Here is a 15583-nt window from a genome sequence, read left to right as displayed (position 1 = left end):
CCGGAACCTTGCAAAAGCAAGATTCCAGTCTGTTCAGAGTAGTTATTCCCGCTTGCTCACTATTAGTCCTGCTTAAGTCCAAAGGCTTCTGCAATCAAGCTGAATGAGCGCAGACGTGCTTCAAACGAATGGACCGCTGACGCGATAATGACTTCATCCGCTTCATGACGTTCAGCCATAGCGGTAATTTTGTCTCTCACCTGATCCGGTGTACCCACGATGGAATAAGAACGACGTTGACGGATCTGTTCCATCTCCATCGCTGTGAATGGATAGTTGTTCACCGTCTCCAGGGATGGGAAGGATCGTTGTTCAATACCTCGTCCGAGGCGCAGGAAGAAAAGTTCATTGCTGCGCGCCAGTTCAGCCGCTTCTTCCTCTGTCTCCGCGCAGAATGCCGAGACAGCAATCATTGAATGTGGTTTGTCATTCAGGATGGACGGCTTGAAATGTCTGCGATAATGCTTCATCGCTTCTTCGCCGCCCGGTGTTCCGAAGAATTGGGCAAACGCATACGATGTCCCTTGAGCTGCAGCAATTCTCGCACCTTCGGAACTGGAACCCAGCAACCACACTTCGGGTACCGTTGGCACCGATGGTCCGGCTACCAGAGATGCAAACCGATGATCCTCGGGCAATTGCTCATGGAAGTATCCACCCAGATCCGCAATCTGCTGAGGGAAGAATTGTACATTCGATGATTTGCCTTCGTTCAGCGCTCTGCTGGCAATCGGCATTCCGCCTGGGGCTCTGCCAATCCCAAGGTCTATCCGCCCCGGATGCAAAGCTTCCAGCAGACGGAAATTCTCCGCAACCTTATAGGCACTATAATGAGGTAACATGACGCCACCGGAACCTACGCGAATTCGTTCCGTATGTGCAGCCACATGTGCAATCATCACTTCGGGACTGGAGAAAGACAGCGCACCACTACCATGATGCTCCGACATCCAGAAACGCGAGTATCCCAATTGATCCGCATGTTGCGCGAGTTTCACCGTTTCCTGCAGCGTATCCTGTACAGTCCGTCCTTCATTGATATGTCCATGTTCGAGTACACTCAGTTTCATATATATTCAATCCTCTCGTCTGTTAGGTTCATAAGTGCTGTGAATATGAGATCTGCGGATATTACGCACTCTTGCTCACTTTATTCTTGCTTGTTCCATTGTAACATTAATTATTACAGTTTCAAACTTTAGTTATCCTCTTATTACCACACTTGTGCAAGAAACATGCAAAAAAAACGCCACCAGCTTTATGACTGGTGACATTCTGATCTGACCTATTGCAGAAAAATGGAGTTATGGCGCACGTTTTGGTAACAACTTCACATACTCGTCAGACAGTTTCATTAGGCTGAGCACATGTTCATAATCGGGACGATAAGGTTCCAAATCCGTTACCGGTTCATATGTTTTGAGTGAGTAGGCTGTTCCATCGTCAAAGCCCGCACCCGGTATAAACATGATGTCATTGTTGACAAATGAACCCGTCGGCAAGTAATACCGAATGCCGAAGGCATTATGGTCCATGTTCAGCAGATCATGCCCGAAAGCAGTGAATTTCTCATCCTGGAGCGAAACACCCATCAGGTTCATGATTGTTGGCAACATATCCAGCTGACCGCCAGGCTGCTCAATCACTTGTCCTTTGGTCTGTTTTGGCGTGTGGATCATTAACGGGATGTTGAAACGACTTACCTTGCCATCATAAGGGACGCCCAGATTGGCCTGAATCTGCTGTGTAATCTCTTCATCAGCAGGCAGACCGAAGTGGTCTCCGTAGAGCACAAGGGTTGTGTTATCCCATAATCCGTTCGCTTTCAGCTCATTAATGAGTTGACCAATGGCGTAATCTGTATAGTTGATCGCTTGCAGATAATCGTGAAGCAATTTGTTCGTAATGGTCGCAGGAATCGTGATTCGTGCACGATCAGCGGGAATTGTAAACGGCGAGTGGCTTGAAGCCGTAATGAACTGAGCATAGAATGGCTGGTTTGCCGCCTGATGCGCAGTCATTTTTTCCACACCTACACGGTATAACTCTTCATCGGATGGTCCAAAATCATTAAACTTGTCATTCTCAAAGCTCGGCTTATCGAAGTAACGAGTGAATCCGAGAGCCGGATACATTTTGTTCCGGTTCCAGAAGGTGACGTCATTGACGTGGTAGGTCTCGGACTCATATCCCTCTTTGCCCAGTAACTTTGGAAGACTCGGCAGTTCACGGTCACTATACCCTGCCGACATGGGAACAACTCCGGTTGGATAGATAGACGTGTTCGACATGAACTCGGCGTCTGATGTGTTTCCCTGTCCGATCTGTTGGAAGAAATGAGAGAAGTAATAGCTTTCTTTCGCCAGATCATTCAATACCGGTGTTAACTCCTGACCGTCCAATGAAGCATTAATCGGAAAATTCTGAAAGGACTCCAGTTGAAGAACAATCAGATTGCTACCTTTGGCCTGACCAAAATATTTGGCTTTGACGGCTGTGCCGTCACTTGGTTTATCCTGATACGGATACTGGCTAACCAGCTCATTGATCTTGGCAATCGTTTCGTTAATGTTACCATTCGCAATGGCCTCATTCTCTTTGCTTGTCATAATGGCCGACGATACCTGGTAGTTCAAGAAGCCGAGATTCTCGGCGCGAACCAGCTCATTATCAATCGTTTCACCTTTGACAATAAAACTGCCAGACATTACGATGCAGAATGCCGCAGTAAGCGCAACGCCGAGCTTGCCCCAGTAACGTCTGCGAATTCTGCCAAATGTCAACCCGCTATCGCGGTAACTGCTGCGGTTACGTCCACCGGAACGTCTGCGCATAATCAACCATATTGGCAATGCCAATACGATGTCTGCAAAAAACAGAAAGTGCTCTGGTCGTACCAGTGGTCCGATACTGCCCCGCACTTGCGCAACCTGACCCAACTCACTTAGCACGGTATATGTTGGTACCGAACTGAAATGAACGTTGTACAGCGTTGCCGCAAACAGAAGTAGAGAAAACAAAATATTGAATCCTCCGTATACGGCTCGCTTCCAGCCTTTGGGCACGATCAGATCCAGTAGACATACCAGCGTTAATGCACCTAATGCGTCGGTTATTAGACCGATGCCGGACAGACCTTGGAAAAAGAAATACCGCAACAATGACAGCTTCAGCAACATAAGAATGAATAACACGGCGAATAAAGTCCGTGATGAAGTTCGTTCATTTTTGGAATTATACATGGTCGCTTTCAACCCTTACCCTGAAATTTTACGTTCATTTTACAAAACGCATATTTCAGTATAACAGTTTTCTGGTTGCTATTCCATGGAAGTTCCGTGTAGGACAGGGTGAGTGTTAGGCAATTGTGGATATATCTGCATTCTGAGTGTTCGCGCGCTCTCTCTGTCCCTTAATGGCTGCTTGTGCAGCAGCAATTCGTGCATAAGGGATCTGTGCAGGCAAACAGCTTACGAAATCCAGACCAATCCGGTGGCAGAAGGTAATCGACTCCAGATCAACCACATTCTCTCCGCAGATTCCTGTTTTCAGATGAGGTTTTCGAATTCGACCTTGGACTACAGCCATCTCAATCAGTTGCCCAACTCCCTCAATGTCCAGCACATGAAATGGATTATTCGTTACCGTACGAGAGTCCGTATCCAGTTGAATGAACCGCTTCTCGGATTCATGGCGACGATATCCAAACATCATCTCTGTCAGTTCATCCGTGCCAAACGAGAAAAAGTCTGCCTGGCGAGCAATGTGAGCCGCCGTCAGCGCCGCTCTCGGAGCTTCGATCATCGCCCCCACTCTATAGAGACAATGCCGCTTCTCCTCCCCCAGGACTTGGTCAGCCACATGATCCACCAAATCTCTTAACAACTGAAGTTCATGCACATGACCGATCTGCGGGATCATAATCTCAGGACGTACCCACCAGCCTTGCCGAATGCCTTTCACCGCTGCGCGGAAAATCGCTTCAAGCTGCATATCAACGATTTCCGGGAACACCGTACTCAGACGACAAACCTGTTGCCCCAATGTAGGATGATGTTCATGCAATTCACTGACCCTGCGAATTACACGCTCCAGTTCCTCCAGTTCAATCTGAAAGTCTTCTTTCTCCTGCGGCTCCTCTGCTTGTAACCACTCACGTCGTTTCTCCAACACTCCCAGATCCGGTAGCAGTTCATGCAACGGCAAATCGAGCAAACGTATCGTTACCGGGTATCCATCCATTGCTTCAAATATCTGTTCAAAGTCAAACTGCTGCATCGGTAACAATCGCTCCAACCCACGCCTGCGTTCGGATTCACTGTCTGCCAGAATCATTTTTTGTACAAAAGGAAGCCTTGAAGCAGACATGAGCATATGTTCTGTACGACACAAACCAATTCCCTCGGCCCCCTGTAGCCGTGCTGTCACGGCATCCTGTGGATGATCTATATTGGACAGAATCGTCAGTTCCTTTATTTCATCCGACCATTCGAGCAGAAGCTGTAGTTCCGGTGTACCACTTGAGAACCCTTTCAACATCTCCGTCACATGCCACGGCTCAATACGCAATATTGCATCCGCTTTGGTGATTATCTCTTCATGCACCAAATCAATAGTACACCGCAAAGCCGCCTTAGCACTTAAGCACGCTGGACTGATAAGCAGAAGATACAACTCCCCTGAATCAATAATGAATTGGATTTTTTGAACTTCTCCCATATAATTCTCCAGATAGCTGCAGGCTTCCAATAGAAGATCATATAATTCAGGTTCTTCTCTCCGCAACTGACCCAATCCTTCATCCTGAGTTTGGGAAGCAGCAGATGCAGAGTACTCGCCTGTCATGCCTCTTTCCCCCGTTCCCGGATGTCGGGAATATACCGTGCCGCTGCCGCTGCGTTCACCTTGCTCACCATTAACCATCACCTGAATAAGAGCCGGAGCTTGATGATCCCCTGAGCGTGGAGTGGTTTGGAGACCAGGTTCTTGTTGTGAGTTGAGTCGAGATGCACGTTGTGTATGAGAAACCGCACGAATGGCTTCTTTTAATTGTAATTGGACGTCTTGAGGGAAAGGATGAAGTCCTATATCTTCGATTAATTGCTTATATTCTGCGATGGCGAATTCCAGTTTCGCTTCATCGAGGAACGAAAGGTCACCCAGCTTCTCTTCAAATAGGGTGTACGGGATGCCATGTACTAGCTGACCATAATCCTGTAATAAAATTCGATAACAATTAAGCGCATACTGTCGATCATTGGTTTGCCTGGCGAGTCCCTCAACCGTCACATCATTCAGTCCCACATGAAGCAAAGCAGGGGATTCCATATCGTGGGAATTCGCTTCACTTGACCTCACGGCAAGCAGCAGCGGTGCTACAGAATCGCCGAAGAATTTTCCTGTTTGCCCTTCCAAATGCCGAACTGCGCTGCCAATCTCTTGAACTTCTTCTGTGGAAAGATGCCCAAGACGGGTACAGAACGCGCGACAGCCTTCCCTTGTTACAATGAACCCGGCCGGAACGGGCCAACCTGCCTGAAGCAACACTGCAAGTCCAGCCCCTTTACTACCCATCAGCCCTTTCATCTCTGCCGTACCTTCTTCCAAGAGAACTACCCGTTTCGTCATTACAGCGCTCCCATCTGCCATTACATGGCTATACTTCAAAGGCAACCCAACCGTTCGAATTGCCCTTTAGTTAATGGTATGTTGCAATGAGGCAGTCAAGGACATTTGCTTCGACATTTGTGTTCGGAATGTAAAACGTATTTTCTATCTTAACGTATACGTTTGCCCTTTTTGAAAACCGCCGCACGCGCGGGTACAGAAGCTAGAGCGTGTTGGGCGTTCAATGCCCGTACTAACATGAAGTCAGCCGGATCACCAACGCTTGGGGTTAACTTGCCATTACTCACCCACGCATAGGTGCCTAACAACTTGTCATCACTGACCCAATTTTCACGTTCAGCCATTCGGGAAGCTCGCTGCAACATGTCGCCGTTGCCAAACGGTGACCAGGCATCACGGATGTTATCGGAACCAAGCATAAAGTTAACGCCTGTATCGAGAATCTGGCTTCCTCGAGGCATTGGACGATCCATAGGTACACTAGATACAAGTGTGACTCCGGCTTGTTTTAACACATCAAGGGTTGGCTGTGCGTCGGATTCCGTTTGCTCCCCCAAGCAATAGGCATGGCTAACCGCTGTTCGATGCTGAAGTCCTGCCTCCATTGTCAATTCAGCAAATCGTCGTAAGGTGACTAAACCGGTTTCACCTCCATCATGAAGATGAAGATCAATCCCCTTATCTGCAGCTGTAGCGATATCAAACATCATCTGTAAACTGCGTTCCATATCCCCATCCAGACCTGCCGGGTCGACACCACCAACCAGATCGGCCCCCAATGCCAGCGCCTCCTTCACAATCTGTTCAGAAGATGAACGAATGAGCCCTTGCTGAGGAAATACTACAATCTCAATGTCCATGTAATGATACAGCTCATCTCGCACGCGCAGTATGGCCTCCAGATTTCGGAGACCCACCTCAGGATCCACATCAACATGTGTACGAATGCGCGTTGTACCGTAATCTATCATTTGTTCAGCAAGAACTTTCGCCCGTTCTCCTACCGTTTGAGTCAATCCACCCAGCAGTTTTTTCTCATAAGCAAGATGTGATTCCAGTGTCTGGAACGGCTCCAGGGGAATCCAGCGTTCACCGATATGATGTTTATCCAGATGACAATGCATATCTGCAAGTGTGGGAAGGTACACAAGACCGGCAGCGTTCCATGAATCGGCATCGCTGTGGAGAGCCTGTGTGATTTGATCCTGATCCGTGGATTCCGCCACGACCTGTGTAATCTTCCCCTCTTCAATAACTAGCGTGTGTGTTCCCGTTGGCAAAAGTACATTATCGATAACTAATTTCATGACATTTTCCATCCTCCACTTTTGTAGTCAGAAAGCGACCATTCTTCCATACACCAACAGGTCGCGGTCGTTCAATAATCAGTTCACGCCTGGATTGCACTGGAAATATGACCAGATCGGCTTGTGCTCCAGATCGGAGACCGTAATTTTCTATTCCGAGTGCCCGTGCTGCACCCAGTGTTGCCATCTCCACCAATGTATTGGCATCCGCTTCACTCCCCATGTAAGCCGTATGGGCAAGCAACCAAGCGATATCAAACGGATTACCATTGCCAAAAGGTGTAAAGGCATTTTGAATATTGTTGGCGCCGTAAATCACGTTCACCCCCTCCTCCCGCAACAAACCAACCGGCGTTATGCCTCTGCGGGTGTTATCGTTATCCGCTCGGCCATTCAGGTACAGATCTGTTGCAGGAAGGGTCATGAGATGGATATCCGCTTCTACAATCTTTCTGGCGCATAACTTCACCTTTTCCCGTGGCATAGCCGCAAGCGAAGTTATATGACCAGCCGAAACTCTGCCCTGAAACCCATAATCCAAGGTCTTATTCGCTATGTGAAGTATAGCTTCATCATCAGGATTTAGTGAGAAATCTGCATGAAAATCAACGGGGCGATTGTACCGCGCAGCCAGTTCAAACGCAAAATTCAGATGATCATCCAGTTCAGGATCAACATAAGTAATTCCACCAATTACGTCGGCTCCCATCCGTACTGCCTCTTCCATAAGATCTGCAGTACCTGGAGCACTAAAGATCCCCTCTTGCGGAAAGACCACAATCTGGATCTCCATCATATCCTTCATTTTCTCTTTCACAGACAACGCACTGTTCATAGCCCGTAGTCCCAGCATGGGGTCCACTTCAACATGACAACGAAGTCTGGTTACACCGTAACTGGACAGTTTTTGGATGACTTGTATGGATCTTTGGATCATATCGGACTCCGTGAACCCCGCCTTAAGTGCAGCTGTCATCGAGATCGCTTCCTGCAACGAGGCAGCATCTCCAGGCATGCGATCAAGCAAAAGTGCCTTTTCCAGATGGATGTGGGGCTCGATTAATCCTGGCAGTACCAGACCACCCTTAGCATCAAATATAAATCCATACCGCCTCTGATCTTCTTCAAGTTCTCTATGGATCATGCCTGTCATGTCACTCATGGATGAACACCCGCCGTCCGATGACGGCAGGATCTGTTCAATGGTTGTACCATGTAATACGATATCATGTAGTCCATAATTCCCGGGAATCCGGCAATTTTGAATGAGTTGGCGGATCATGTTGACCACTCCTCCGTCCGTTATTTCAAAAAGCTTGCATTATTGATCTCAACAAAACCGGATGGACTAATCCATACCCCATCCACATCCTTGGAGAGGGCTGCCAGATTCTCGCCATTACGGAAGGGTAGAATGGGAACATCGTTCAACTCAAGTTGAATGGCTTTTTCATAAATGGCTGTGCGTTTATCGGGGTCCGTTTCTTTCCGGGCATCCTCAATCAATTGATCCACTTCCGGATTATTATAGAAGGAATGATTACCAGGAACTCCTTTGGAGGTGCTGTGAAACAGGTTAAACTGATTATAATCGGCATCGCCTGTTGCATTTCCCCATCCACTCAGGAACATTTCGGTTTCCCCTTTGGCTGCTGCATCAATGTAAGCTCCAAACTCCAGTACTTTCACCTCAAGGTTAATTCCGATACCTTTCAACTGAGACTGTAACACCTCTGCTACGTTCACTCTTGTTTTGTTATCACTGGTATATAACGTGGCCGAGAACCCCTCCGGATACCCAGCCTCTGCAAGCAAGGACTTTGCTTTGTTCAGATCATAACTGTATCCCTTCACATTGGAACTGTATCCGATCATCGTGGTTCCAAGTGTGGAGTCCGTTACCTTGCCAATATTGTTGTACACGCCGCTGACGATAGATTCCTTGTCCACCGCATATGCTACAGCCTGACGAACCAACGGGTTGTTAAATGGCTCTTTGCTTGTATTAAATCCTATATGGTCCGTAGAAAAAGCCTCGTAACGCCCCAGTTTCATGGTTGAAGATGCTTCAATCCGTGCAATCTCCGTGGAGGGAACCTGCTCTGCTACCTGAGCCTCTCCTGTCTCAACCATCGCCAAGCGGGTTGTATCTTCCGGGACAGTTTTGAACTCCACTTTATCGATGTTTGGTTTGTCACCCCAATAATTTTCATTTTTAGCAAGTACAATTTTGTCTCCTGGTGTCCATGATTCAAATACAAACGGTCCTGTTCCAACAGGTTCCTTCACCATATCTGTTCCCGCCGATTCTATGGAAGTCGGGCTAAGTATATTTCCTTCCGCACTGGCAAGAAGTGACATGATTGGAGCGTAAGGATAATTCAGGATGAACTGAATCGTATGCTCGTCCACCGCCTTCACTTCCTTGATCATGGAGAACATGCCTGCTTTGGGTGTGGTCGGAATACGTTCAAACGTTTTTTGCACAGCCTCTGCATTAAAAGGTGTCCCATCATGGAAAGACACTCCTTCACGCAATTTGAACTCCCATGTTGTATCATTCCGTTGCGTCCATTCCGTAGCCAACAATGGTTGGTACTTGCTGTTCTTGTCCATTAAGACAAGACCTTCTGTTATTTTATGATGGTATACTGCCATGGAATTAATCTGGGAACTGTACTGAGGGTCCAGATTATTTGCATCACTCTGTCTCGCTATGACCAGTGTACCGCCCGATTGACGTTCTCCCGGAGAGACCGCTCCACCACCTGCAGTAGATGTTTCTCCCGATGAACAGGCACTGATTACAAGTGTCATGGATAATGCCAGCATGCTTCCGACAAACCCTCTTTTTTTCATATAAATCTCCTACTTCCGTTATGAATTGAATTAAATGATGTAATATTTCTGATTGTTACCCGTTGACAAGATTCCCCTGGTATATGAATGCACCTCGCGTTGAACGCCTTGCAATTGCTTCAGCCGAGCAGGAAGCCTGCACAAGAACCGCTGTCGCTGGATCACCAATGAGAGGCCATTGAACTTTACCTCGCTCATCTAACGGGGTGATCCCCCCTGTAATATATGCCAGTGTCTCGGCTAATCCCCGTTCTGAACTCCACCGCTCACGCTCGGCCAACCGTCCGGCTCGTTCCAATATGTCCCCACGGCCGAAAGGTCCCCAGTGATCCGTGATGGTATCTTCACCCAATTCAACTCGAACTCCGTATTTCTTCAGAAGAGAATAGGGCATCCAGCGGTTAAGCGGTACAGTCGAGGTTATCGAGATATCCAGTTCCGCAAACCGTTCGGCCAGTTGCACCTGCGTCGCTTCTGTAATGTCTGCAAAACCCAGTGCATGGCTCACATTCACTCGCCCCTGCCAACCGGCCTGCTCCGTCATCGCCGCAAGACGATTCATCGTAAATGTGCCCAAATGACCCGGATCATGAATGTGAATATCCACTCCTGCATTGGCTTCCACCGCCAGATCCATGATGGTAAAGAGAGATTTTTCAATATCATTATCCACCGTTGCCGGGTCCACCCCGCCTACCCAGCGCGCACCGCGTCGCAGTGCCTCTTTCATTTCTGCAACGACGCCACTGCGTAGAAGACCATGTTGTGGAAACGCCACGATCTCACACGTGAGACTCTCGCTAAACTGAGCCGCAGCTGACACGGTTGCTTCAAGGTTGGCAAGCCCAATCTGAGGATCAATATTGCAGTGGGTTTGCACATGCGTGACCCCGCTGGATTGAAGAAGAGACAATACTTTCACAGCCCTTTCCTGCGCATGCGGCAATTGCCGTGGCAACAGTTCACGCTCCTCTTCAATTCTTTTGAAAATTCCTTCAGGTGGCGTCGGCGCGATCCAAGGTCCACCGTAATATGTTTTATCAATGTGAATATGCATTTCGCGGAAGCCGGGTAAAAGCAGCATCCCTCCCGCATCCCGATCTGAGTTTGGCATGTCCAGCTCCGCTTTTCCTTCATTCATCAATTCTGTAGTAACTGTTAACGGATCTGAAATATTACGATCTTCCGTTTTAACGATTCGCATGATTTTTCCATGTTCGATCCATAGATCATACAATTCACTTATGGTCCCGGTTATATGATCATTCTCATAACGATACCCTTGTTCCAAACGCACATTACGTAACCAATACGGTGTATGCTGATGCTGTATAATGCCCCTCATCCCCTTCTTCGTCACATGATTCGAATCCAATGAACTTCCACAGATTTGTCAGACAGGCTTACTCATGCACCATTCGGTGTCCCGTCTGATCATCCCAGATGAGATGTCCTTTGGAGAAAACTGCTTTTCTTGGTGCTCTGCGGGCTACAGCTTCCGCTGCACAGCTTGCATCGACCAATACCAAATCTGCCGAATCACCAGAAACAGGCCACACCCGTTCACCTTGAGCATCCAGTGTCTCTCTGCCTCCCGTGATCAGTCTCAGCGACTGGGCTAACGAACGTTCATCGATCCAGGCAAAACGTTCTGCGAGTCTCGAAGCACGTTCAAGAATATCCCCGTTTCCGAAGGGTTGCCACGTATCATAAATGTTGTCACACCCTGCTTCCACGTTCACTCCATGCTTCCACAGCAGAGGCACAGGTGGCAGTGTTCGACCATGAGGTGCACTGGTTATGATGGTTATTCCCGCCTCGGCCAGCAAATCTGCTGTAGATCGTGCTTCTGCCTCACTGACTTCACCAAGCGCAAATGCATGACTGATCGATACGTTGCCCTGTAGTCCTGCCTCCACAGCCAACCTTGCCAATCTCTTCATTGTATAGGTGCCCAAATAATCCGGATCATGGAGATGCAGGTCAATACCGGCACCCGCTTCAACTGCAAGCTCCACCATCAGCTGCAAACTTGCCTCCAGATCCGTATCCATTGTTGCAGGATCAACCCCGCCGACCAGCTGAGCCCCTTGCTTGAGCGCTTCACGAACCAATGCCTTACTGCCCGAGCGCAATAAACCATGCTGGGGGAACGCCACAACCTCATGTGTAATCTGATGACGATAAGAATGGAACAAGTTCAATACGGGTTCCAGTTGTTTCGTTCCTGCTTCAGGATACACATCGATATGGGTCCGTATATGAGTAGAACCTGCTTCAATCAGACGTTGAAGCAGAAGTTCAGCCCTTTGCAACGGCGGTGTGACAAGCTGCGGAAGAAGTCTTTTTTCGATTTCACATCTGCCGGCCACCCCGCTGGCGGGTATAACCGCTTGCCACGGTTCTCCCAGCAACGTTTTATCCAGATGAACATGCTTCTCGGTAAATGAAGGTAACATCAACATTCCTCTGCCATCATACGCAGGCTCCGCCAGAATCTGTTCTCCGTCCATGTTGACCGAATTCATCCTGTCAGCCGCAATGACTTGCACAATCACCCCTTCTCTAATCTGTACATGACTTAGTTCTGTTTCCGTACCCCGTACAGCATCCCCGTCATAGACATAGCGGCGTTCAATCTGAACATTAAGCAGCCAGTAGTCTGTTGAATTCATGTAGTCCAATTCGCATCTCCCCCTTCTTCACTTCTTTTTTGAGTTGGAGGCTGTCAATCCTGCCTTGAATTTCATTCTAGCGATTAATTGTTAAGTTTATTTACATGATCTTTACTTAAATTTTCGTTATTTTTACTTCATGTGTAAAATTCCTTTATCTTTCACTATTTTGTGTTAGTTTAATTAACATATCAAGCAATAAGGGAGGCTCATATGAATCAATCTGCGATTACACCTGCTTCTGCTCCACACACGGTAATAAGACCTGGCCAACTGCATAAGTTCCTTACCCGTATGGCAGCAAACAAACTAGCCTCTGCCGGAGGCCTCATTGTTCTCTTCTATATTATTGTTGCTCTTTTTGCCCCATGGATTGCTCCATACGATCCTTATAACATTCATCTGCCTGACAAATTACTTCTCCCCTCCTGGGATCATTGGATGGGTACGGATGATAAAGGTCGCGACCTGCTTAGCCGCATAATTTACGGAACACGTCTATCCCTATTAATCGGTGTTGCTGCTGTAAGTATTGGTGCAATCTTTGGCGTGCTTCTGGGACTGATAGCTGGTTATTACGGTGGCTGGATGGATGCCATTATTATGAGAATCATGGATATCCTTTTGGCCTTCCCGGGTATTTTGCTCGCTTTGGCGATCGTCAGTGCACTGGGAGCAAGCCTAATTAATGTCATGATCGCTGTTGGTGTCTTCTCCATTCCCATGTTCGCACGAATTGTACGAGGCTCAACACTGACCGTCCGTAAGCTCGAATACATTGATTCCATACGCACGCTGGGCGGAAGTGATCTGCGAATCATTCTCATGCACATATTGCCCAATATTATGTCACCTATTATCGTGCAGATTACGTTGCGCCTCGCAACTGCCATTCTGTCCGCAGCAGGTCTTTCCTTTCTGGGTCTGGGTGCTCAGCCTCCTTCCGCAGAATGGGGAGCCTTGTTAAGCAGTGGACGTGATTACATGTTCAGTGCTCCATATTTGGCTCTTTTCCCGGGTCTCGCCATCTCCACCCTTGTGATTGGCTTCAATCTGTTTGGTGATGGTCTTCGGGATGCACTTGACCCCAAACTAAAATAACTTTGCTCATGAAAGGAAGAGAACATCCTATATGCTGACTTACATTGTGCGACGCCTCATTCAGACCGTTCCCGTTATATTTGGCGTCATTCTGGTTGTCTTTCTCATTATGCAGATGGTCCCGGGAGACCCTGCTGTTCTCATCGCTGGAGACGGGGCATCTGAAGAAACGGTACAAGCGATCCGCCATGATCTGGGACTGGATCGACCTCTTCCGCTGCAATACATCCAGTATGTACTCGATGTGTTTCGCGGAGATCTGGGAACCTCGTATCGCTCAGACCATCCGGTAATGGATGAAATCATGCTTCGCTTGCCCACCACCATTCAATTGGCACTGGCCAGTATTATCATCACGATTGTACTCGGGATGATAGCGGGAATTGTCTCCGCCACCCGTCAGCATAGTACAGCGGATCGTCTGATCATGCTGGTTGCCCTGCTGGGCATCTCACTCCCCAGCTTCTGGCTGGGCATGATGTTAATCTCCTTTTTCTCCGTCAAATTTCATCTCTTGCCCGTTACCGGCTGGGGAAGCCTGGAACACGTCATCTTACCTGCTATTACGCTTGGTGCTTCGGGAGCCGCCATCGTTGCCCGCATGACCCGTTCCAGTATGCTGGATGTCATTCATCAGGACTACATCCGTACCGCACGGGCAAAGGGTCTAAAAAATAGACTCATTGTGTACAAACACGCCCTCAAAAACGCGCTTATTCCCGTAATCACGGTCATCGGATTACAATTTGGAACACTGCTTGGTGGGACGGTTCTGGTTGAATCCGTATTTGCCATCAATGGTCTGGGGCGATTGATCGTTGATGCCATTCGTATGAGGGACCTCCCTGTCGTTCAAGGCGGCGTACTTGTTGCTTCTGTCATTTTTGTATTTGTAAATCTGGGTGTGGATCTGTTATACCGTTACTTCAACAAAAGAATTGAGATGGATTAAGGAGGAAATTGCATGGTTAGGATCACGCAGGAGAAGTTGCTGGAAGTACAAGGGCTGCAAACATATTTTTTTACCGACGAAGGAATTAGCAAAGCTGTGGATGGCATTGATTTCAGTGTATATCGCGGAGAAACATTAGGTCTCGTTGGAGAGTCCGGTTGTGGAAAAAGCATGACCTCTCTCTCCATCATGCAGCTTCTAAGTCGTCCAGGAAAAACGGTCGGAGGTCAGATTTTGTTCAAGAATGAGGATCTTTTGTCCAAGTCTGAAGAACAGATGCGACGTATTCGTGGCAAAGAGATATCCATGATTTTTCAAGAGCCAATGACCTCGCTGAATCCTGTTTATACAGTCGGTGAACAGGTTGCTGAGGTGTTCAGGCTGCATGAGAACCTGGGACGGAAGGAAGCTTGGGCAAAGGCCGTTGAACTGTTGCGCATGGTAGGAATCCCTTCCCCTGAAGAACGCGCGCATCAGGAACCCTTCCGGCTTAGTGGCGGCATGCGTCAACGTGTCATGATTGCAATGGCTATGGCTTGTCAACCTGATCTGTTAATCGCAGACGAACCCACGACAGCGCTCGATGTAACCGTACAATCTCAAATTCTTGATCTCATGAAGCAACTCCAGCAGCGTATGGGCATGTCCATCATCCTGATCACACATGATTTGGGTGTTGTTGCAGAAACCTGTGACCGCGTAGCGGTTCTATATGCAGGACAGATTGTTGAATACGCCTCTGTGGATTCCATATTTGATAACCCCAGACATCCATACACCCAGGGCCTGCTTCAGTCACTGCCAAGGATCGATGAGGACCAGGACGAGTTGTTAGCCATCCCGGGAACTGTTCCGAGTCCTTATGATCTGCCTTCAGGTTGCCGATTCGCCCCAAGATGTGCTTTCCGCAAAGATATCTGTTCCATGGCTCAGCCTGAGCTATTGAATATTTCCGATGAAGAATCGGTACGATGTTGGATGTATGACGATAAATGGAATGACTGTGATGTAAGCGGCCAACCGCACATCTCGAATCAGGAAGGGAGCAGAGTAATATGACA

At 48.1% G+C, this 15583-nt stretch carries 11 protein-coding genes; 3 read left to right on the top strand and 8 right to left on the bottom strand.

The window, feature by feature from the left end:
• Positions 1–62 precede the first annotated feature (62 nt).
• The 8 genes from ACE3K2_RS08610 to ACE3K2_RS08575 all read right to left on the bottom strand — a co-directional run bounded on the left by ACE3K2_RS08610 (position 63) and on the right by ACE3K2_RS08575 (position 12469).
• Positions 63–1070, bottom strand: coding sequence for an LLM class flavin-dependent oxidoreductase (locus tag ACE3K2_RS08610; protein ID WP_421888918.1), 1008 nt, complete (start codon positions 1068–1070; stop codon positions 63–65).
• 234 nt (positions 1071–1304) lie between these two features.
• Positions 1305–3242, bottom strand: a complete 1938-nt coding sequence (locus ACE3K2_RS08605) for an LTA synthase family protein (RefSeq protein ID WP_421888916.1) — start codon at positions 3240–3242, stop codon at positions 1305–1307.
• Positions 3243–3357: 115 nt separating this feature from the next.
• Complete coding sequence (locus ACE3K2_RS08600; protein WP_421888914.1) at positions 3358–5628, bottom strand: putative PEP-binding protein; 2271 nt, start codon at positions 5626–5628, stop codon at positions 3358–3360.
• A 149-nt stretch (positions 5629–5777) separates the two neighbouring features.
• Complete coding sequence (locus tag ACE3K2_RS08595) at positions 5778–6935, bottom strand: amidohydrolase family protein (protein WP_421888912.1); 1158 nt, start codon at positions 6933–6935, stop codon at positions 5778–5780.
• Positions 6916–8217 carry an amidohydrolase family protein gene (locus ACE3K2_RS08590; protein ID WP_421888910.1) on the bottom strand — a complete coding sequence of 434 codons (1302 nt, stop codon included), beginning with the start codon at positions 8215–8217 and terminating at the stop codon, positions 6916–6918. Before ACE3K2_RS08590 ends, ACE3K2_RS08595 begins: the two co-directional genes overlap by 20 nt.
• Positions 8218–8237: 20 nt before the next feature.
• A complete protein-coding gene (locus tag ACE3K2_RS08585; protein ID WP_421888908.1) occupies positions 8238–9794 on the bottom strand; it encodes a glutathione ABC transporter substrate-binding protein in 1557 nt (518 codons plus the stop codon).
• A gap of 55 nt (positions 9795–9849) precedes the next feature.
• A complete protein-coding gene (locus tag ACE3K2_RS08580; protein ID WP_421891097.1) occupies positions 9850–11139 on the bottom strand; it encodes an amidohydrolase in 1290 nt (429 codons plus the stop codon).
• Positions 11140–11197: 58 nt separating this feature from the next.
• Positions 11198–12469, bottom strand: coding sequence for an amidohydrolase (locus tag ACE3K2_RS08575; RefSeq protein WP_421891094.1), 1272 nt, complete (start codon positions 12467–12469; stop codon positions 11198–11200).
• Between the two features lie 213 nt (positions 12470–12682).
• On the opposite strand from ACE3K2_RS08575, the gene ACE3K2_RS08570 reads away from it, so the two are divergent.
• Genes ACE3K2_RS08570 through ACE3K2_RS08560 form a run of 3 tightly spaced genes read left to right on the top strand, consistent with a single transcriptional unit; the run spans position 12683 to position 15581 of the window.
• Positions 12683–13570 (top strand): ABC transporter permease, encoded by an 888-nt coding sequence (locus ACE3K2_RS08570; protein ID WP_421888906.1) that lies wholly within the window; start codon positions 12683–12685, stop codon positions 13568–13570.
• 31 nt (positions 13571–13601) lie between these two features.
• The gene (gene nikB / locus ACE3K2_RS08565; protein WP_421888904.1) at positions 13602–14522 is read left to right on the top strand and encodes a nickel ABC transporter permease; all 921 of its coding nucleotides are present in this window, start codon (positions 13602–13604) and stop codon (positions 14520–14522) included.
• 12 nt (positions 14523–14534) lie between these two features.
• Complete coding sequence (locus tag ACE3K2_RS08560; protein ID WP_421888902.1) at positions 14535–15581, top strand: ABC transporter ATP-binding protein; 1047 nt, start codon at positions 14535–14537, stop codon at positions 15579–15581.
• The last annotated feature ends 2 nt before the right edge of the window (positions 15582–15583 follow it).

The organism is Paenibacillus sp. (assembly GCF_048976745.1).
Taxonomy (GTDB): Bacteria; Bacillota; Bacilli; order Paenibacillales; family Paenibacillaceae; genus Paenibacillus.
Note: the sequence above shows the minus strand (reverse complement) of the source record. Positions and strands in the feature narration are given on the sequence as shown.